Source organism: Klebsiella sp. Ech2A (genome assembly GCF_030078455.1).
Lineage (GTDB): Bacteria > Pseudomonadota > Gammaproteobacteria > Enterobacterales > Enterobacteriaceae > Klebsiella > Klebsiella terrigena.
Map to the genome: position 1 here is coordinate 12,585 of NZ_JAQGFU010000014.1, position 18,136 is coordinate 30,720.

At 52.4% G+C, this 18,136-nt stretch carries 19 protein-coding genes; 18 read left to right on the forward strand and 1 reads right to left on the reverse strand.

Features of this window, described 5'->3' with window-relative positions; translation table 11 throughout:
- Positions 1 to 95: 95 nt before the first annotated feature.
- The 11 genes from PFH44_RS05410 to PFH44_RS05460 all read left to right on the forward strand — a co-directional run bounded on the left by PFH44_RS05410 (position 96) and on the right by PFH44_RS05460 (position 6,432).
- Entirely contained in the window at positions 96 to 860 is a 765-nt protein-coding gene (locus PFH44_RS05410) for a DUF6651 domain-containing protein (protein ID WP_283824499.1), read from the forward strand.
- A gap of 87 nt (positions 861 to 947) precedes the next feature.
- A complete protein-coding gene (locus PFH44_RS05415) occupies positions 948 to 2,084 on the forward strand; it encodes a major capsid protein (protein WP_283824500.1) in 1,137 nt (378 codons plus the stop codon).
- A 42-nt stretch (positions 2,085 to 2,126) separates the two neighbouring features.
- Positions 2,127 to 2,402: a hypothetical protein gene (locus tag PFH44_RS05420; protein ID WP_283824501.1), complete on the forward strand. Its 276-nt coding sequence runs from the start codon at positions 2,127 to 2,129 to the stop codon at positions 2,400 to 2,402.
- Positions 2,403 to 2,405: 3 nt separating this feature from the next.
- Positions 2,406 to 2,816, forward strand: a complete 411-nt coding sequence (locus PFH44_RS05425; RefSeq protein ID WP_283824502.1) for a protein singed — start codon at positions 2,406 to 2,408, stop codon at positions 2,814 to 2,816.
- Position 2,817: 1 nt separating this feature from the next.
- Complete coding sequence (locus PFH44_RS05430; RefSeq protein ID WP_283824503.1) at positions 2,818 to 3,036, forward strand: hypothetical protein; 219 nt, start codon at positions 2,818 to 2,820, stop codon at positions 3,034 to 3,036.
- Between the two features lies 1 nt (position 3,037).
- Positions 3,038 to 3,421 (forward strand): glutamate 5-kinase, encoded by a 384-nt coding sequence (locus tag PFH44_RS05435; RefSeq protein WP_283824504.1) that lies wholly within the window; start codon positions 3,038 to 3,040, stop codon positions 3,419 to 3,421.
- A 1-nt stretch (position 3,422) separates the two neighbouring features.
- Positions 3,423 to 3,974 (forward strand): hypothetical protein, encoded by a 552-nt coding sequence (locus tag PFH44_RS05440; protein ID WP_283824505.1) that lies wholly within the window; start codon positions 3,423 to 3,425, stop codon positions 3,972 to 3,974.
- The gene (locus PFH44_RS05445; RefSeq protein ID WP_132509910.1) at positions 3,971 to 4,363 is read left to right on the forward strand and encodes a phage tail terminator-like protein; all 393 of its coding nucleotides are present in this window, start codon (positions 3,971 to 3,973) and stop codon (positions 4,361 to 4,363) included. The genes PFH44_RS05440 and PFH44_RS05445 overlap by 4 nt, the downstream gene beginning before the upstream one ends.
- 23 nt (positions 4,364 to 4,386) lie before the next feature.
- Positions 4,387 to 5,559, forward strand: coding sequence for a phage tail tube protein (locus tag PFH44_RS05450; protein ID WP_283824506.1), 1,173 nt, complete (start codon positions 4,387 to 4,389; stop codon positions 5,557 to 5,559).
- Between the two features lie 55 nt (positions 5,560 to 5,614).
- On the forward strand, positions 5,615 to 6,097 hold the full coding sequence (locus PFH44_RS05455; protein WP_283824507.1) for a hypothetical protein: 483 nt from the start codon (positions 5,615 to 5,617) through the stop codon (positions 6,095 to 6,097).
- Positions 6,098 to 6,204: 107 nt separating this feature from the next.
- Entirely contained in the window at positions 6,205 to 6,432 is a 228-nt protein-coding gene (locus PFH44_RS05460; protein ID WP_283824508.1) for a hypothetical protein, read from the forward strand.
- A gap of 591 nt (positions 6,433 to 7,023) precedes the next feature.
- On the opposite strand, the gene PFH44_RS05465 is transcribed toward PFH44_RS05460, so the two are convergent.
- Positions 7,024 to 7,500, reverse strand: a complete 477-nt coding sequence (locus PFH44_RS05465; RefSeq protein ID WP_283824509.1) for a hypothetical protein — start codon at positions 7,498 to 7,500, stop codon at positions 7,024 to 7,026.
- Between the two features lie 138 nt (positions 7,501 to 7,638).
- Here PFH44_RS05465 and PFH44_RS05470 point away from each other — a divergent pair, with 138 nt between their 5' ends.
- The 7 genes from PFH44_RS05470 to PFH44_RS05500 all read left to right on the forward strand — a co-directional run bounded on the left by PFH44_RS05470 (position 7,639) and on the right by PFH44_RS05500 (position 18,124).
- Positions 7,639 to 8,106, forward strand: coding sequence for a hypothetical protein (locus tag PFH44_RS05470; protein ID WP_283824510.1), 468 nt, complete (start codon positions 7,639 to 7,641; stop codon positions 8,104 to 8,106).
- Positions 8,107 to 8,204: 98 nt separating this feature from the next.
- The gene (locus tag PFH44_RS05475) at positions 8,205 to 11,603 is read left to right on the forward strand and encodes a phage tail length tape measure family protein (protein WP_283824511.1); all 3,399 of its coding nucleotides are present in this window, start codon (positions 8,205 to 8,207) and stop codon (positions 11,601 to 11,603) included.
- On the forward strand, positions 11,603 to 12,076 hold the full coding sequence (locus PFH44_RS05480; RefSeq protein ID WP_283824512.1) for a hypothetical protein: 474 nt from the start codon (positions 11,603 to 11,605) through the stop codon (positions 12,074 to 12,076). Before PFH44_RS05475 ends, PFH44_RS05480 begins: the two co-directional genes overlap by 1 nt.
- The gene (locus tag PFH44_RS05485; RefSeq protein ID WP_283824513.1) at positions 12,063 to 12,545 is read left to right on the forward strand and encodes a DUF1833 family protein; all 483 of its coding nucleotides are present in this window, start codon (positions 12,063 to 12,065) and stop codon (positions 12,543 to 12,545) included. The genes PFH44_RS05480 and PFH44_RS05485 overlap by 14 nt, the downstream gene beginning before the upstream one ends.
- A gap of 72 nt (positions 12,546 to 12,617) precedes the next feature.
- On the forward strand, positions 12,618 to 12,998 hold the full coding sequence (locus PFH44_RS05490; RefSeq protein ID WP_283824514.1) for a nitrite transporter: 381 nt from the start codon (positions 12,618 to 12,620) through the stop codon (positions 12,996 to 12,998).
- Positions 12,995 to 16,051 carry a host specificity factor TipJ family phage tail protein gene (locus tag PFH44_RS05495; RefSeq protein WP_283824515.1) on the forward strand — a complete coding sequence of 1,019 codons (3,057 nt, stop codon included), beginning with the start codon at positions 12,995 to 12,997 and terminating at the stop codon, positions 16,049 to 16,051. The genes PFH44_RS05490 and PFH44_RS05495 overlap by 4 nt, the downstream gene beginning before the upstream one ends.
- Before the next feature lie 78 nt (positions 16,052 to 16,129).
- Positions 16,130 to 18,124, forward strand: coding sequence for a sialate O-acetylesterase family protein (locus PFH44_RS05500; RefSeq protein ID WP_283824516.1), 1,995 nt, complete (start codon positions 16,130 to 16,132; stop codon positions 18,122 to 18,124).
- Positions 18,125 to 18,136: the final 12 nt, after the last annotated feature.

Consider the following 18,136-nt stretch of genomic DNA (forward strand, 5'->3'; position numbering starts at 1 on the left):
AACCTCAAACAGGCTGCCTCCGGGCGGCCTTTTTTATTGCCGCAATCCGGATGGTGAGCGGTGCAACGGTCGGATGGCCATGAAAAGGTACCAACATGAAACTTAAGACAGTAGAAGTAAACGGCAAGCAGTATGCAGAAATTGACGCTAGCGGTCTGCCCGTCTACGTCCACGGCGACGGCCAGGAGGTCGGTTTTGATGCCGTCCAGGCGGTGGGGAAAATTTCAGCCCTGAATGGTGAGGCAAAATCTCATCGTGAAGCCAAAGAAGCTGCCGAAGCCAACCTGGCTAAATTTGCCAAAATCGGTGACCCGACTAAGGCGCTCGAAGCGCTCGATATGATGACTAAAATCGACCAGAAAAAGCTGATCGAAGCGGGCGCCGTTGACCAGGTGAAAGCGGACATCACCGCATCGTTCCAGACTCAGCTCGATGAAGCGAACCAGCGCGGCGACAAACTGGAATCGCAGCTCTATCAGGAAATGATAGGCGGTCGTTTCTCTGGCTCGAAATTCATCGCAGATAAAGTGGCAATTCCGTCCGATATGCTCCAGGCCCGCTTTGGTCAGTCGTTCAAAGTCGAGGATGGCAAAGTTGTAGCCTACGACAGTACAGGCAACAAAATTTATTCCCGCTCCAAGCCGGGAGAGCTGGCGGCCTTTGATGAGGCGCTGGAATTCCTGGTAGAGCAGTATCCTCAGAAAGACCACATCCTGAAGTCCAGCGGTAATCAGGGCGGTGGCTCTCGCCAGTCCCAACATGCACTCGGGCAGAAAACGATGAAACGCGATGCGTTCTCCAGTCTGAGCCCGGTGGAACAGCAATCGACCCTCAAAGACGGTATTACCGTCGTCGATTAATTCTTTTGCCAGTCGCCGGATGGCGGCTGGTGCCAGAGCTGGATAGCTCAACAACCCTAAATCTTAATCTCCAAGGAAACCATGCACATGGCTAACACGCTTACCGGGTTGATCCCGACTATCTTTACGGCTCTGGATACCGTATCTCGCGAGCAGGTCGGTTTTATCCCGGCCGTATCGCGCAATGCCAAAGCTGATGCGGCGGCGAAAGACCAGACAGTAACCGCTCCTGTTGCGCCAGCGGCAACTACTGTCGATATTACGCCGGGGGCCACGGCACCGAATGACGGTGACCAGACGATCGGCACCGTTGATGTCAAAATTACCAAATCCAAAATGGCTCCGGTCAAATGGAATGGTGAGGAACAGCTTGCGCTGGGGCCGGCGGGTTCATACAACACCATCCTGGCGGATCAGTTCAAACAGGCGTTCCGTGCGCTGGCAAATGAGATGGACGCGGATCTTGCTGCTTTGTACTTCGCTTCCTCCCGTGCTGTCGGTACGGCTGGTACAGCTCCGTTCGGGGTAGCCGGTGATTTGTATGATGCGGCAAATGCGCGTCAGGTATTGTCCGATAACGGCTCCCCGACTACGGATCTGCAAATGGTCCTCGGCTCTTCGGCTATCGCTAACCTCCGCGGTAAACAGTCTGTCCTGTTCAAAGTGAACGAGTCCGGCACTGATGCGCTGCTGCGTGAAGGCATCGTGGGTCGCCTGGAAGGTTTCAACATTCACGAATCTGCACATGTTAAGAAACGTGTCGCATCTCAGGCTGCCGGGTATCTGGTGAATGGTGCAAAAGCTCAAGGCGAAATCCTGATTGCGATTGATACCGGGACAGGTGCTTTTGGCGCCGGTGACATCGTGACGTTTGATGGCGACAGCAACAAATACCTGGTTGCTGCCGCGACCGCTACGACCATCACCCTGGCAGCTCCGGGATTACGTCAGGCACTGGCCGATAATGCCGCTATTACTGCTGGTGGTTCCTACACCGCAAATATGGCGTTCGACCGCAATGCTTTCCTGCTGGCGGCTCGTACCCCGGCGATGCCACAGGGCGGGGATACTGCTGATGACGTAATGAACGTTACCGACCCGGTATCCGGCATCACTTACCAGGTTGCGCTCTACCGTCAGTACCGCCAGGTGCGTTACGAAGTCGGTCTGTCCTGGGGCGTTGCGGCAGTGAAAACGGAGCATTCTGTTCTGCTGCTTGGTTAACAATTATGGGGCTTCGGCCCCTTTCTTTTTTCTGGGGTAATTATGGCCGGATTAACCAAAGAGCAGCGCGCTGAACGAGCTGCAGCAAAACTTGCGACCGCGCAGGTTGATGCCAATACTCCTGCACCGCAGGCACCGCAGGCACCGCAGGCACCGCAGGCACCGCAGGCACCGCAGGCACCGCAGGCACCGCAGGCACCGCAGCTGGTGGCGATGGTTACCGATTTTCCGGCGTTCCCCGGCGCGCCGACTACCGCCGACGTTCACCCTGACGAAGTGGATAACTGGAAGGCTCACGGCTGGAAAGAAATGGAGTGATGCATGATCACCTTCATCACCGTTGAAGATGTTGATTCGATTCTGGGCGCCGCCTGGACGGATGAAAGCAAAAAAGCTAAATCTGTGCTGATGGCTAACACCTGGATGAATGGCCTCAACCTAAAACTGCCTTGCAATAAGGCAACTCATGAAACCATCATTCCTGACGATGTGAAACAGGCTGGAGCCTATGCCGCGTTGGCAGCCTCGAATGGTGGTTTGTATCAGCAGAAAACTGATTCTGGCGTGCTGCTCAGTAAGACGGTGGATGCCGATGACGTCTCTGTGTCAAAGACGTTTGCCGAGCTCGCCACCAACAGCTCTGCATTGCTTGATTCTGACCTGCAGCTGGCGCTGGCGATGCTTAAGCCATATGGCGTTAATCAGTCTCAGGTGCGGCTGGTGAGGGGGTGATATGCAAAATCCCGATGTGCATTATGTCGGTGACGGGCTCGGCCCTCGAGATGTGTTTGTGAATGGAAACCCGATCAATCATGTCGTTTACGCAAACCCGGCAAAGGGCGTTGTTGAGTTTGCTCCTCGCCCGCTGCGGGTTAAACGCAACGGTGAAATCTATACCCGCAAGCTCCACGGTACTGTGATCGTTAAATTTCGTCAGGGCGGTGGTGAATAAAATGGATATCCGCGACGAACTCCAGACTGAAGTTGCCGCAGCATTCGATACCGACCTGAGCGATGCCGTTAATGAGTTCACCGGCAGTTACACCATTCGTGGCGCATGGGATCCGGTAACGGAAACCGGCAGCGAAACGGTGGTGACCTATTCAGGACGCGGTGTTCTTGCGCGGTACAAACTCCGCCGTATCGATGGCGTTAACATCCTGCATGGTGACCTGAAATTAACCGCCCTGGTTAACGAAGTGACCGATAAGCCAGCGGTCGGGCATTTCATCACAGCGCCGGATCCGATTACCAAAGAGGCTCAGCGCTACGAGGTCATAACAGCAGCGGCTGATTCTGCCGGTGCTGCATATTCCATCCAGTTACGGAGGGCGTGATATGGCTAAGGGATGGAGTATCGACCCGGCGGTTTTTGCCGGGCTGGTGGGCGAAGATGTCAAACTTCGCCAACGAACGATCGCCATTCAGCTGTTGAATGAAATCGTTCAGCGGTCGCCGGTTGGGAATCCTGAGTTGTGGGCCATTAATGCGACCGCTGTTCAGTACAACAAAGCGGTAGGCGAGTGGAATGAATCGCTGTATGCCGATCCTGCCAACCTGACCAAAACTGGACGCCTAAGGAAGAAAGTCCGCGTTAACGACAGCATGGATATCCGGCGCCCGGCCGAATACCGCGCTGGCACGTTCAGGGCCTCACATTTCGTGAGTATTGGCGCGCCTGATTATTCGGTACCGGTCGAACCTGACCCGCGAGGAACGATGACGTTTCTCAACGGAAAAAACATCATCGACCAGGCGCCGGCCTACTCGGTGATTTATATCCAGTCCAATCTCCCGTACTCCGTGCCTCTGGAGAATGGTCACTCAACACAGGCGCCGACTGGCGTCTATGCCGTTTCGTTTAATGGCGTGATTCAGGCCTACAAATGACCCTCACAGAAATCAGAAACGCTGTCATTTCCCGAATGGCGGCGCAGACCGCTATTGCCTCTGATGCGGTGGATTACCCCAATGGCCCGGTATTCGACCCCAGCGGTCGCAGCATCTGGGCTCGTCTCACCAACATATCAGGGCAGGCAGGTGCAACCGAAATCGGGGCGGGTCCAGTCGTTCACAGGACCGGCGTACTCATTATCCAGCTCTTCGTCCCGGTAGGCTCCGGAACGCTTCTGACTACCCAGACGGCGGACAAATTAACCGAGCTTTTCGAGTTTCAGGACGACGGAAGGCTGAGTTATTTCGCCGTCTCAGCTGTGCCCGCCGGTGAAACCGATGGCTGGTCACAGCTTAATCTTCAAATCCCTTATCGCGCTCTGTAGCGCACAAAAAACAGGAGGCTCCTGTGAGCTCAGGTGCAAAAGTAGTATCCGCGGTAATTCGCGAGACAACCCCTGGCATCACGCCTGATGTGGGCTCATGGAGCCTGCTTCGCCGTACTTCGTTTGGTGTGAAGCCAACGCAGAATACTAACGATAACGACGAAATCGGCGGCGACCGCATGGCGCAGGGCGTGTCCCGCGGCACGGTAGATGTTGGCGGTGATGTCGGCACGAGGTTCCGCTGGAATCAGCATGATGATTTCCTTGCCAGCTGCTTCGGCGCTGAATGGGTAAATAACGTGCTGACTATGGGCAACGGGCGGATCACTTTTTCGGTGGCCACTTATGCCGGCGACGTGGGGATCGCTCAGATTGCCCGCGGCTGTCAGGTCGGTACTTTCCAGATGGAAATTCCGGCCGACGGGGATATCACTTCGACCATCACTTTTGCGGGGCTGGACTGGGAAACGAAAGGTGATGACACCAGCTATTTCACGACACCGGTGGATACTGCCGGGGCTTTACGCTATTCGTTTAAAGAAGTCACGAATATCCGGCTTAACGGCGTTGATGGCGGTACCGGCTTCTGCGTTGATACCTTCAATATCCAGTTCAACAACAACATGCAGGTGCAGCGCTGCGTCGGCACTGGTTCGGCGTTCGCTGGTGCTAACATTCCTACCACCTTTACGCCGTCCGGCCAGGTCACGCTTTCGTGGTCAAAGGCGGCCTGGGAGGTCTACAAAAAAACCTTCACCGGCGAAACGGTGCCGTTCAGTTTCACCCTGGAAAATGCTGAAGGTGCATATATCTTCGACTTCCCGGAAGTGCAGATTTCTGGCGACTGGCCGGACGCCGGCAATACCGATATCGTTCAGGTTCAGCTCGATATCACTGCAGCCAATACGCCACCGACGATCACTCGCGTTCCTACCGTACCGGCAACGGCCATTAGCGTAGCGCCGGCGACGTCTTCCGGTGCTATTGGCTCTACTGTGAACCTTACCGCCACTTTAACCCCGGCAGACTCAAGCGACACCGTTGTATGGACTTCTTCGGATCCGGCGATTGCCAGCGTGGTCTCAACTGGCCAGAAAACAGCGAAAGTTACGCGCAATGCTGCGGGTACTGCGACCATCACAGGTAAGGCCCGCACCTTTACCGCAACGTCTGAAATTACCGTCACTGCCCCTTAATTTCCCTGACCCGTTCCGCTTAGCACCGCGGTTCGGGCTTTTTCATGGAGTTTTTATGCTGATCATCACCTCGAAAATCGACCTCAACGGCGAGCGCTGGTTTTTCCCCTACAAAAAGCCAGAAGACAGCAAAAAGGAATACACGTCCGAAGAGGAATCGTTGTTCAAACTCCGCCTGCTGGTGGCCAGCAGTGAGAACCCCCAGTTCCGCTCGCGAAATGCCCTGGTACGGCGCCATATCGATAAAATGGACGCGAGTTATCAGGTAGGGACAACCAACTTTGACCTCGCGGCTGTCGGCGAGATCGATTCAATTGATGACTTGCTGATCGATAACTGCGCCCGCTATTTGCTGAAAGGGTGGGAAGGTGTGGGAGAGTTGGTGGATGGCGCTGAAGTCGCTGTTGACTATACACCCGAACTCGGCGCTTTCATGCTGAAACAGCACCCGGCGCTGTACTGGCAGATCATGGCAGAGGCTGCAAATATTGCTCAGGGTAAAGAGCAGCAGACTCAGGAGACCGTGGGAAAGCCTTAGAGGCGCAGAAGTGGTTAAGTGAGTTTGGCGGGGAAAGGGGAGATAAGGCAAAGTGGAAGCGCGAAAAGCTTGGACTGCCGGCCATCCCCGAACCTAATGTCGACGGTGTGACAGCAGAAATTCTTAATGCCTATGCCATCATATCCCGATCGCGGCAATACGTCGGGATGGTTGGCGTGCCGCTGCCGCTTTCTCTGGGTGATATCGAGCGATATCTGGCTTCGCGTTCCATTCTGATGGATCGTGCAGAGTTTGATGCGGCTATAATGGCACTGGATGACGCCTGGCGTGATGCGTGGGCTACGGAGCAGAAAAGAAACAGCAAGAAGAAGTGAGCCTCGGCAAGGTCCGGGGCTTTTTTATATCCGCAATATCCCGCGCTTCACACGCGCACGTTACAATCCAAGAACCTCACAGAAAGCGATCCTGAGAACTGCCGCTAGTGCCGGCGGGCCTCTTGGGGTGGCTTTTCTGTGTGACAGGATCGCTTTCTTAAGGTAACTCGCATGAAATATCCAACCGTATCAGTAAACGGCGTTTCCGTTCGCGTTACAGGGGGAGCGTGCCCTTAAGGGTATTGTCTGTTTATAGTTGATATTCATAATATTCTTGGCTATATTTATTTCCGCTTTAGGCCAGCGATACTGGGGCTTGGTGGAGTTGTAAGTACGCAGCTATTTTGGCTACTCGTCCTCGTAGTTCTATTCGTTTTTTTTGTTATAAAGAACTATTTAGCAACAGTTAGTATTGAGGAAAAGGAGAAGCTTATGAATAAAAAAACTTCAATTTGGGTGTTATCATTTTTCGACGCAGCATCAGCAGCAATGATGGGGCTTGTAGTAAATGTAGCAAGCGGCTCAATTCCGCTGACCTAAAGCAATATATTAAACCCGCCATCCGGCGGGTTTTTGCTTTTGGGGCCTTACTCATTTCCCAAGTAGCGCTGATAATCCTGCAGTTGTCGCAGCTTGCACCACAGTTTTAAGTGCTTCCGTCGATAGTTCGCCGAGTGTGGATTTAGCCTTTTCTTTCTGCTCATCGTTCATGTTGGATATGGCAATGAGGTCTTCGAGGACGACCACGACTTCTCGGTGAAACTTGATGGTCTGGACGTTGAGGATTGCAGAGAGGCCGCCGTCGTTGAGCATAAAGTCAATGCCTTTTGACGTAACCGTAGCACTTTCGAAAAGCCAGCGAGAATCACCAGAATCTAAAGTTGCCGCACTTTCCATTATTCGTATTAATCGATGTTCCGCAAGGTAGTAAATGTTTGCCGATAACACTTTTGGGTCTGCTTTGTCTATAAGGTCTGAATGGTAATCTATATCATCTGGTTGTTCAGGATATGCATCAATGAGGATCGTAAGCATCTCTTTTTGAAGCAGTCTATCGAATTTTTCCATGACAACTCCTTAATGTTAGGTTTGTTTTCTAACTTACTATGTTAACGAAGCGTCGAACATCCTGATAAACGATCAGGCTTTTGCGTCCCCCGCATCCCTGCTAATCTGTGTGAAAATCTTAATGATCGGGATAGGGATATGAAAAAGGTTTTGGTGGTCGGGCTTGGTTTAATGGCATTGTTGGGCTGTGATGACAAGTTTCAAATATCAAAGCTACTCCCCCCTAAAGACCCACCTTCTATTGCTGAGATGATAGCTACGGGTAAAGAGGAAATAACGTCGGAATGTAAAAAAGGCGATGTTTCCTTTAACTGTGAATTCCTCACCGGCGATTTAACCGGGACGGGGAAGTGGCATCATACCAAGTTGTACCTGCATAACAGCGGGAGTGTAGATATGATTATTGACGGCAAGGCTTACTATCAAAGCGATATCAGCAGTAACACCTTTGCTGGTCAGGAGACAACTTCATTCACGATGAAAGGCGCTGGTGGCGAGAATGGTGAAGTAAATATCGTGAGATCCAATGAAGGGAAATCCTTAAATTTTGAAGCCTATAACAAAGATGACAAACGGTTTGTTATGGGAGGGGTTAGATTGCAGTAAATTAATCGAGGGCTGAAGATAACCTTCACTAATTATCATTGTTTAAGTATTTCCTAACCCGCTTAACCGCGGGTTTTTTATTGCCCGGAGAAAGGTAAATGACAGAACAAACATCCCGTCTCGCGATTATTCTCGACAGCTCCGGGGCAGAGAAACAGGCTGATAGCCTAACAGTTGCGCTTGATAAAATGACTCAGTCTGGTGACAAGGCAGTAACCAGTATTGTCAAAGTATCGAAAGCTACGGATGAGGAAAAAGAGGCACTCAATAAATTGCGAGCAGTCATTGACCCTGTTGGTGCTGCGATTAATACCGTTGGTCGCCGGTTCAGTGAGTTGAAAAAATACTTCGATAAAGGACTGATCGACGAAGAAGAGTTTCGCACTCTCTCCAAAATGCTGAATGATACGACCGATGAGTTAAGCGGTGTCGCCCAGGCTCAGCGCGAGGCGGAAAAGGCAGGTAAATTAGCAACCGCGCAGCAGGAAGCCCAGACGCAGGCATTTCAGAGGATGCTGGATAAAATTGACCCATTGTCAGCGGCTCTGAAAAATTTGGATCAACAGCAAGCGGAGCTATCCTCCGCACTATCGTCAGGGAAAATAAATACCGCGCAATTCGATGCCTACAGCAAAAAACTACAGGATACACGCCGGGAAGTAACGGGCGCTGCTCAGGCAGAACGCGAAGCTGCAAAAGCGCACGATGAACAGGTTGCCGCGCTGCGACGCTTGGAGGCTCAGATAGATCCTGTCGGTGAAGCTTTTCGGCGCCTGAACGAACAGCAGCGGCAGTTGGATAGCGCTAAAGCTTCTGGGATGTTATCCCCTCTGGCATACGATCGCCTAAATAGCAAACTCTCGGAGACCCGTGACGGCTTGGAGAAAACCCAGACGCAACTGGGTAGAACAAGCCAATCCGCCGCCCAGACCGCCAACGCTATGCGAATGATCCCTGCGCAGATGACGGATATCGTCGTTGGCCTGTCGACCGGACAGAGCCCGTTTATGGTGTTGATGCAGCAGGGCGGGCAGCTTAAAGATATGTTCGGCGGCATTGGACCGGCGATTACAGGTGTTGGCGGCTACGTTACTGGGCTGATCAACCCCTTCACTTTGGCTGCTGCGGCTGTCGGTGTTTTGGGACTGGCTTATTACAAAGGCTCCCAAGAACAGGACGAGTTTTATAAGTCACTTACCATGACCGGAAACCTGGCGGGAAAAACCTCCGGGCAACTAGCCGATATGGCCGCCCGTGTATCAGTAGCTGCCAACTCAACTACCGGTGCGGCAGCATCAGTGCTTAATCAGTTGGTTTCATCCGGGAAAGTGGCTGGCGATTCGCTGGAGCGAGTGACAACCGCTGTCGTTGAAATCAGTGATGCAACGGATATCGCCACTGAAAAGCTGGTGGGCGACTTCAACGATATTGCTGCCGATCCTGTAGCAGCAATTACAAAGCTGAATGATCAGTATCACTTTCTTACTCTGGCTACCTATAACCAGATTAAAGCTCTGCAGGATGAAGGAAATCAGCAGGATGCGGCACGGGTTACGACGGATGCTTATGCTAATACCATGCAGCAACGTGCGAATGATATTCATGAAAATTTAGGTCTTCTTGAAAGCGCGTGGGACTCCCTGGGTAAAACCGCGAAAGGCGCCTGGGATGCCATGCTTAATGTCGGGCGTGAGCAAACCCTCGCCGATAAGTTAGCCACCTTAAACGAAAATATCGCTGAAGCGCAGAAAGGGCAGGCGGAAGGTGGGTTTTGGAATGGTTTTAATGCTCGATTTAGCAATCTTCCTGAAATGATCAAGCAAAGGGACGCTATTCAGTCGCAAATCACAGCTGAAGATACGCTAAATGGAATATTGTCAAACCACGACAAAGCAGAACAAAAGCGCATTAAAACTCAGCAGGAAGCGGATCGCGTTAACCAGCAATATCTCAGCAATGCGGACAAGCGCAATAAAGCTATTAAGCAGCAGAGTGAGTTCCTGAAAGCTGGCGCAATCACAGCGGACCAATACGCTAAAAACGTTTCCCGCATTAACGAGATGTATCAGGACCCAAAAGCACCTAAAACGCCAAAGGGAAAAGCCTATACAGAGGACGCCGCCACACGGCTACTCGACCAGATTAACCAGCAAACTGCAGCCATGCAGTCCCAGCTTGACACCAGCGACAAGCTAAACAGCGCAACCCAGGCGCGGGTTAGGTTTGAACAGCAGATCGCTGACCTCAAATCTAAAACGCAGCTCACTGCCGACCAGAAGTCGATCCTTTCCCGATCTGATGAGATTTTGCAGGCCTACAAGCAGCAGGAGGCGCTACAGAACTCGGTTAAGACGCTTGACGACTACCGGAATATGCAGGAGCAAATTGCACCAAAGGAACTGCGACAAAATGAGACGTTGCAAAAGCGCCTCGAAATTCTGCAAAAGATGGTGGCTCTCAAAAAGCTGTCTCCTGAAGCTGCTGGACAGCAAGCCAGTGATCTGATTAGCAAATCAGTGCTGCCGGATTCCGTTATCGCTGGTGTGAATAAAGCTGGCGGCACGCTGACATCAGGTGCCACCAATAGCGACCTTTCAGGGCAGGGGTTGAACATGATAGGGCTGCAAATCGATCCGCAGCTTGAAATCATTGATAAGTTGAAGCAGGCCCAGACTGATTATGCAACATGGCTAAACCAGCAGCAGCAGGCGATAACGCAAAATACTGTCCTGAATGAGCAGCAGAAGCAGCAACAGCTATTGGCCTTGCAGCAACAGGGCCAGCAGAACCAGGAGGCGTTAAGCACGGCCGTCTACGTTGCGCAGATGCAATCCGCGCGAAATTCCTTCTCCAGCATCACCGATTCGATGGGAACGATGTTTGGCGAACAGTCGGCGATGTATAAAGCGGCCTTTGTGACCCAAAAAGCATTCGCGATTGCTCAGGCTGCCCTGCAGCTACCGATGGCAATGGGGCAAGCTCTGGCCGGGTTACCGTTCCCCGCCAATATTGCGGCGATGGCCTCGGTTGTTGGGTTGATGGCAACGATTACCTCCAGCATAACGAGCGCGGCAGCTGTTGGTTTTTCCTCTGGCGGCTATACCGGTCCCGGCGGGAAGTATCAGCCTGCTGGTGTCGTCCACAAAGGGGAGTATGTCTTCGACCAGGCATCTACTAACCGGATCGGCGTGTCTCAGCTTGAGGCGCTTCGAAATGGCAAGCCGCTTGATGCAACGCTGGGTCGCACCGGGTACGGTACGGGCGTGCAGAACGTCAGCAATAATCAGCAAACGACTGTAATCCAGCCTACCGTTATGGTGCCGCCAATAACCATTAACGGGAACCCGTCTGATGCGACTGTGATGCTTGTGAAACAAGCCGCTCGCGATGGTGCCAAGCAAGGTTACCAGCAGGTAGCAAGCGATCTCGCTAAGGGGGTTGGGCAGGTGCATAAGGCGCTAACTGGCGGTTATAACACTGGCAGGAGGCAAGGATAATGCCTGACATTTTTTACCCGCATGACTATCTCCCCATGCCTCTACAGGATGGCTATGGGTTTCAGCCCGTAAGTCCCCTGAAACGTACCGACATGGTCACCGGCCGAGTGCGGCAGCGTCGAGCGTATACATCAACGCCAACCCAGGCGACCGTTGCCTGGTTCATGGAGACTGACGCTCAGGGCCTGGCGTTTGAATCATGGTTCCGGGATGCCCTTTCAGACGGTGCCGCCTGGTTCATGATGAAGTTGCAGACCCCCGCAGGCGTAAAGTTCTACAAATGCCGCTTTACGGATATCTATCTGGGACCGGTGCTGGTGGCACCGATCTACTGGCGTTATTCCGCCACTCTGGAACTGTGGGAACGTCCTCTTATTCCTGCGCCTTGGGGGAATTATCCGGAGTGGATTGTCGGGAGCTCGTTACTTGATATAGCTCTGAACAAGGAGTGGCCGAAACATGACGGTGATTAACCAGCTTTATGCCAGTGGTAGTTCTGAGGCTATCATCCAAACGCTGCAAATAAATGTGGGGGATGCTGTTCATTATATTTGCAACGGTTATGAAGATATTACCGCCACGACGGAAGGAGGGCAGACCGTTACATTTATTGCAGGAGGAATCGAAATATCCCTTCCCGCCAGAAATAGTGACGGGACACAAGATTTAAAATTTGTTGTCGGAAATATTGATGGTGAGGTATCAACGATCATTATCGATGCGTTGGACGATCTGAGTGAGTCTTCATTGACCTATCGTAATTATGTTTCTGATGATCTGTCCGCGCCTGCCTCTCCTCCGTACACGCTGAAGCTGAAACCCGGTTACTGGACGGCTATCTATGCGCAACTTACTGCCGGGTATTTGAATGTGCTTGATACTGCATGGCCTCGTAATCGTTATACGTTGCCATTCTTCCCGGGTCTTCGCTATACGAATTAATCAGCTGACTAACTGACAAAAACAACCTCGCTCTGACGAGGTTTTTTTATGCCTGAAATTTGCGGAGGCGTGATGTTTAAACAGGAAAAATATAAGTCCGTCGGCTGGCTGAAAGGTGGCAGGGATTACCCCGCTCTCGACTGCTTCGGTCTTATTAATGAAATTCGTCGGGACCTGGGGTTACCAGCGTGGCCGGATTTTGCAGGGGTGACGAAAGACGATGGGGGCCTCGAGCGTGAAGCCAAAAAATTTATGCATTCGCTGACCCGTTGCGACCCCTGCGAGGGGGCTGGTGCAATTTGCTATTCCGGCTCCACAGTGACACACGTCGCGATTGTAGTGCGGATAGGTGAGCAATTGCATGTTGCAGAGTGTAACCCACAAACAAACGTTACGTTTCTTCCGCTGGCCCGCTTTAAACGGCGCTTTGTAAAAGTGGAGTTCTGGCAATGACCATCAGATTTTATCCTTCACGTCTGCCGGGCGAACCGCTGGAAACACACGAACATAGTGAAATGTCTTTCCACGACTGGATGGTATTGAACGTAAAAGAATATCGGGATCAGGAAAAGCACCCGATAGCGGTTGAGGTGGGTGGAATTAATGTCCCTCCCCAGGAGTGGCCGCTTTGCTTTATCAAGCCTGAAAGCGATGTGAGGATTTATCCCGTACCATTTGCAACGGCCGCAGCTGTCGCAGCCTGGGCAGCGTTGGCAATAGCCGCGGCATCAGCTGTTTATGTGCTGATCACTTTGTCCAACATGGACAAAGGCGGTTATTCATCATCATCCGGTACCGGTCTGGATTTAAACCCTGCAAAAGCGAACACCGCAAAACTTGGCGATCCCATCCGCGAATTATTCGGACGCTATCGCGTATACCCCGATTATGTCGTGCAGCCTGTCACCCGATTTGATCCAGATGACCCGACGATAATGCGTGTGGAAATGCTGCTCTGCGTCAGCGTCGGCAATGTCGCTTTCACCACCGGTGATATCCGTATTGGCGAAACGCCCGCGGCCGCGCTGGCCGATAAGTTTTCCTCAACCGTCTACGGGCCGGGTGCTGATGTGTCGGCTGATCGCCGTAGCGAAAACTGGTACAACTCGACTGAGGTAGGCGGCACATCATCCGGCACCGGCCTCGATATGGCTCAGACCTCACCCGATTCGACGGATATCACGGCTGATAGCATGACGGTATCGGGCCCATCTGTAACGTTTTCGGGATTGATCGATTCCAGTGTTGACGATGATGAAGGTAACACCCTGCCAGAGTCATGGGTCGCCGGCGCACTGGTGACAATTATCGCTCCGGCCAACTTCCAGATATCGACGTCATCGGGTTACAGCATACTGACCAGCGACATTATTGCGGAGATTAACCCATATCCGGGAATGCCGGTTACGTTAGAAATTAACGGTGCTCAGTATGAGCTATTCATCGCGACCTACACCCCCAAACAGGATGCTGTTCCTGGTGTCGGGGGAACGGCTGCGGCGGTGCGTGGTAATGCTGCACCGACAACCTATGATTTTTCAGTAACAGGCCAGACGTTTAATCTGACCTGGCAGGGGGCTACTTACACGATCTCGCTCGTGGCGAACTACGGCACTATGTCCAGGTTGCTGGCAGTGATTAACGAAGGGATCACAGGTTCCGGCCTCATTGCTCATGATGATGGCGGCGTGGTGCGTATTGTGGAGATATCGAGTCCGTGGCGTGGCGGCTCCATCACCTCATCGTCGCTTCCGGTATCCGTCTTCGGGGATAACCCTGATTCTACGTCAGGCACGGCATCAAGCGGTGGTAGCCCTGCGATTACGTCTAATGTCACCCTCGCATATGGAAGTGCTGCAGGTGCGGCCTTCTCGGGTATTCCTGAAGGTACGCAGCGGCTTTCCCTGGCCCATAGTGGTAACGAGTATCGGATCGCTGATGCCGACGGCACGACGGCAACGGTTCAGCGTGTAATTGAGGGTGTAATAGATCCATCCTGGCTCGGCTTCTCTCCGCGTACGATGATCGATTACCAGGCCACAGGTATCAATGACAATAATACCTGGATGGGACCGTTTCTTGTCTGTCCCGAAAATGAAGTTGTGGATGCCTTTGAAGTGAATTTCTCGTTCCCGTCGGGAATTTGCGGGTTCGACAGCAAAGGCAAAAAACGCATCCGCCATTGTGAATGGGAGATTCAGTATCGGGTATATGGCTCCGGCTCCGGCTGGACCAGTCGGCAGGGCGTTTACGCGCTACAGAACGTCAACGGACTGGGGTTTACTGAGCGCTTTGATCTCAGCACAACGGGACTAGTTGAAGTGCGTTGCCGCCGCCGGAACGAGCAGGGTTCGAACAACGCACGCGACTCGATGTACTGGCAGGCGCTGCGTGGTCGGCTATTGGCTCGGCCATCATCCTATGCTGGCGTTACGCTTTTGGCGGCGACGGTGGAAACCGGCGGGAAGCTGGCGGCGCAGTCTGATCGACGTGTGAATGTTGTCGCGACGCGAATTTACGATACAGGCGCAGCGAGAAGTATTTCCGGAGCGTTATATCACGTTGGCAAGTCTCTTGGTCTTGATATGGATACAGAGGCAATAGACCTGCTGGAATCGACGATCTGGACACCGAACGGCGAGTATTTTGATTTCCCCGCCGGTGACAGCGTTTCCGCGCTGGAAGTGCTGCAGAAGATTGCTAACGCCGGGAAATCGTATTTCCTGCTGAGTGATGGACTTGCCTCTGTCGGGCGGGAAGGGGTTAAGCCCTGGACCGGGATTATCAGCCCGCATGAAATGACCGAAGAGCTGCAGACTGCCTTCACCCCGCCGTCAGATGACGATTACGACGGTGTTGATGTGACGTATATCAACGGCACAACGTGGGCAGAAGAGACGGTACAGTGCCGGATTCCTAGTAATCCAACGTCATTCAAAATTGAGGATTATAAATTAGATGGCGTCCTCAACAGGGATCACGCTTATCAAATCGGCATGCGAAGGCTGATGAAATATCAGAATCAGCGACGTAGCTATTCAACAACGACCGAGCTCGATGCGCTTTGTTATAACTATGGCGATCGTATTTTGCTGACGGATGATATACCCGGAAACAAAACGATTAGTTGCCTGGTTGAAGCAATGAGCACAACGGACGGGGTAACAACGTTTACGGTTACTGAGCCGCTTGATTGGTCGTTTGAAAACCCGCGGGCGATTTTGCGTTACCAGGACGGATCAGCTTCTGCTCTGCTGGAGGTAACGCGAGTAGGGGATTACGAGCTTTCTGTTTCCTGGCTGCCCACCTTTGAAAATATCATTCTTGACGATCCCTGTGTGGAACCGCCTCGGCTAATTTTCTGTACCTCATCTCGCCGGACCTATGATGCGATTATCGAAGAGATAGCGCCGCAATCCGATGGCACTTGCCAACTGTCAGCACGGCAGTACCGCGATGATTTCTACGACTACGACAACGCCACATACCCCGGCGACGTCGCGTAAAACCCACCAAAACCCCTTTCAACATTTCTTTCGCACAAACCCTCGTTTGCGCGAACGCTATTTTTTGGAGCAAAAAACATGGCTGCAGATGACCTGAATCTGCCGCTGGGCACGACGACGCCGGAAATTTTCTTAGACAACGTTAAGCGCGCCGATCGGTTGGTGAACGGCCCGGCGGAAACGGTGCCCGACCGCGGCGGGGAGCCGCTGGATACTTGGCGCCAGATGATGGCGAAAAATGATGAAATCCGGCAGAACCTGATCCCACTCAGTCGGCAGTATATGACTCTGGCCGCCGCTCAGGCTGATATCGCGAATATACCTGTTGGTTCGACCACGTACTACCGCAGCCCGGACGACAGCTCGCTGGCTATCGAGATCATGAACGTTGGCGGGACGCTGACCGCAACCGGCCGTAAGATGCCGTCACAATCACATGTTGATACATTATTGCCAGATGCCGGGCTAACGACCAGTCAGGATATCTATGATGATGAAGGTATCCTGCTGGTTCATGCTCTTGCCGATGCAGAAGGCCGTGCACCACTAAGAATAAATCAACGGGGAGCGGTAGGATTGGCAAATGTTCAGATTGAATCTGCACCGGCTAATGCCGAGGCTCATTGGGGAATAACGGATAACGATGGTGTCCCATACATTTACGGCACGCCAATGGGTGGGGTCGGCGTGGGCAATACTGAGATTGTTGAGATCCCTGGGCCACCTGGCATTGTTTTTTGTGACGCCAACTATATTCCTATGGCGTGCACTCCCGGGTATGAGAGTGACCAGGATATTCCGGTAATTGGTGGTTCAGGGACGTCAGAAACGGTTACACCAGTCAGATTGAGTGACTGGGTGGGTATACGCAGCCACGGACAGTCGTTGTCGCTCGGTCAGATCCCCGCCTCATCTGCAGCAACAAACCCACCTGTTTCAACTACGCAACCTTACGGGAATGTTGGGTTCAGCACGAATAATAACAGTTTCACTTCCGATACAGACACGGCAATCCCTCTCATTGAGCGTGCCTACACGCCGGAAAACTCTGTAAACCCGGTGTGCGAATCCCCCTGCTCAGGCGCATCAAATGGCCTCGTAGAGCGACTGGTGGCAGAGCGCGGGCTCACCTGGGATGCGCTGGGAACGGTCGTTTTCTCATCATCTCCAGGCCGTGGCGGTACGCCAATCTCTGGGTTATCCAAGGGGACCACGCATTATCAGCGGGCGCTTGACCACGTGACCAACTCCGTCAGGCTGGCTAACAGCGCCGGAAAAACATTTTCTGAGCTGGGGATATTGTGGACGCAGGGTGAGAACAACTACGGAGCGGGAACTGGTAGAGAGGATTACCTCAGTCAACTTCGGCAGTATATTTCTGACATTACGGCAGACACGATCGAGATAACCGGGCAGAGTTATCCGCCTATGTTTATCAGTTACCAGCTTGGTACGCATCGGCAATATTCACGGGATGTTCCCACTGTTGCACTGGCATTGCGAGATGCTGCTCTTGATGGGATTTCAAGACTCAGCCACCCCATGTATTCAGGTAGTTATCTGGATGGAGTCCATTGCACCAACAACACATATCTGATGTTTGCTAAATATTATGGGCGGACTGTTTATAAATTACTGAAGGACAACCAGTCAGGAAATAAACCGGGCATGCACTGGTTAGATAAGATCGGAGAGTACAGGCAGGGGAATATTGTTGAGCTTTATTTCAATGTGCCGACACCTCCACTCGTCATCGATACTGACTGGGTTTTAGAAACTGTTAATTATGGTTTTGATATTCGTGATGCGGCCAATAATTATGCGGTTTCAGACATCATCACCAGTGTTTCAATATCTGGTCAGGATAAGGTGAGGATTATCTGCTCCAGGCCATTAACAGCTACTGAGCAGGTTACCTATGCCTGGGGGCGACCTGGTGATGTCGCGGAAACGGGAAGAAAGTTGGGCCCACGTGGCAACCTGAGGGACAGCGAGGGAGATTTGCCTGGTGAGAGCTACACAGACAGCGCAGGCACTTTGCGCAAACTCCACAACTGGTGTGTAATTTTTTAAGGGAAGTACAAC

Excerpts from the sequence above, each read along its gene's own strand:
- PFH44_RS05410 (WP_283824499.1), top strand. The coding sequence starts at position 96 with ATGAAACTTAAGACAGTAGAAGTAAACGGCAAGCAGTATGCAGAAATT.
- PFH44_RS05415 (WP_283824500.1), top strand. The coding sequence starts at position 948 with ATGGCTAACACGCTTACCGGGTTGATCCCGACTATCTTTACGGCTCTG.
- PFH44_RS05420 (WP_283824501.1), top strand. The coding sequence starts at position 2,127 with ATGGCCGGATTAACCAAAGAGCAGCGCGCTGAACGAGCTGCAGCAAAA.
- PFH44_RS05425 (WP_283824502.1), top strand. The coding sequence starts at position 2,406 with ATGATCACCTTCATCACCGTTGAAGATGTTGATTCGATTCTGGGCGCC.
- PFH44_RS05430 (WP_283824503.1), top strand. The coding sequence starts at position 2,818 with ATGCAAAATCCCGATGTGCATTATGTCGGTGACGGGCTCGGCCCTCGA.
- PFH44_RS05435 (WP_283824504.1), top strand. The coding sequence starts at position 3,038 with ATGGATATCCGCGACGAACTCCAGACTGAAGTTGCCGCAGCATTCGAT.
- PFH44_RS05440 (WP_283824505.1), top strand. The coding sequence starts at position 3,423 with ATGGCTAAGGGATGGAGTATCGACCCGGCGGTTTTTGCCGGGCTGGTG.
- PFH44_RS05445 (WP_132509910.1), top strand. The coding sequence starts at position 3,971 with ATGACCCTCACAGAAATCAGAAACGCTGTCATTTCCCGAATGGCGGCG.
- PFH44_RS05455 (WP_283824507.1), top strand. The coding sequence starts at position 5,615 with ATGCTGATCATCACCTCGAAAATCGACCTCAACGGCGAGCGCTGGTTT.
- PFH44_RS05465 (WP_283824509.1), bottom strand. The coding sequence starts at position 7,500 with ATGGAAAAATTCGATAGACTGCTTCAAAAAGAGATGCTTACGATCCTC.
- PFH44_RS05470 (WP_283824510.1), top strand. The coding sequence starts at position 7,639 with ATGAAAAAGGTTTTGGTGGTCGGGCTTGGTTTAATGGCATTGTTGGGC.
- PFH44_RS05475 (WP_283824511.1), top strand. The coding sequence starts at position 8,205 with ATGACAGAACAAACATCCCGTCTCGCGATTATTCTCGACAGCTCCGGG.
- PFH44_RS05480 (WP_283824512.1), top strand. The coding sequence starts at position 11,603 with ATGCCTGACATTTTTTACCCGCATGACTATCTCCCCATGCCTCTACAG.
- PFH44_RS05485 (WP_283824513.1), top strand. The coding sequence starts at position 12,063 with ATGACGGTGATTAACCAGCTTTATGCCAGTGGTAGTTCTGAGGCTATC.
- PFH44_RS05490 (WP_283824514.1), top strand. The coding sequence starts at position 12,618 with ATGTTTAAACAGGAAAAATATAAGTCCGTCGGCTGGCTGAAAGGTGGC.
- PFH44_RS05495 (WP_283824515.1), top strand. The coding sequence starts at position 12,995 with ATGACCATCAGATTTTATCCTTCACGTCTGCCGGGCGAACCGCTGGAA.
- PFH44_RS05500 (WP_283824516.1), top strand. The coding sequence starts at position 16,130 with ATGGCTGCAGATGACCTGAATCTGCCGCTGGGCACGACGACGCCGGAA.